Annotated in this window: 1 protein-coding gene; it reads left to right on the top strand. The window is 59.4% G+C overall.

Annotation, left to right across the window (positions count from 1 at the left end; translation table 11 throughout):
• On the top strand, positions 1–441 hold a 441-nt coding region (locus ACK59H_RS22995; protein WP_409264996.1), incomplete at both ends, for an RHS repeat domain-containing protein.

The following is a 441-nucleotide window of genomic DNA, read 5'->3' as shown; positions in this document are numbered from 1 at the left end:
GTCGGCAAGATCAATCGCGATTCCCAGCAGCAGTTCACCTATGACGAGGTTGACCGCTTGCTGAGCATCGAGCGGCAGCCCAGTGGCATGGGCAAGCAACTTGGGGTGACCGAGGAAAAGCTGGCGTACGCCTACGATGTGCTGGGAAGGCTGACACAAGAGATCACGCCCGATGGCACGCTGGGTTATGAGTACGATCCGCTCAGCAATCTGACCACTCTGACCCTGCCGGATGGGCGCAAGGTCAACCACCTGTACTACGGCAGCGGTCACCTGCACCAGCTCAATCTGGACGGCCTGGTCATCAGCGACATGGAGCGCGATGACCTGCACCGCGAGGTCTACCGCACCCAGGGCAAACTCACCAGTTGCTTTGGCTACGACGCCATGGGACGCAAGGCTTGGCAGTTTGCCTCAACCTTGCCTGCAGACAAGCTTTCA

Origin of the sequence: Pseudomonas sp. KCJK9000, assembly GCF_046230725.1 — a bacterium.
In the GTDB taxonomy this organism is placed as follows: Bacteria; Pseudomonadota; Gammaproteobacteria; order Pseudomonadales; family Pseudomonadaceae; genus Aquipseudomonas; species Aquipseudomonas promysalinigenes.
This window is presented reverse-complemented; position numbering and strand designations above follow the sequence as displayed.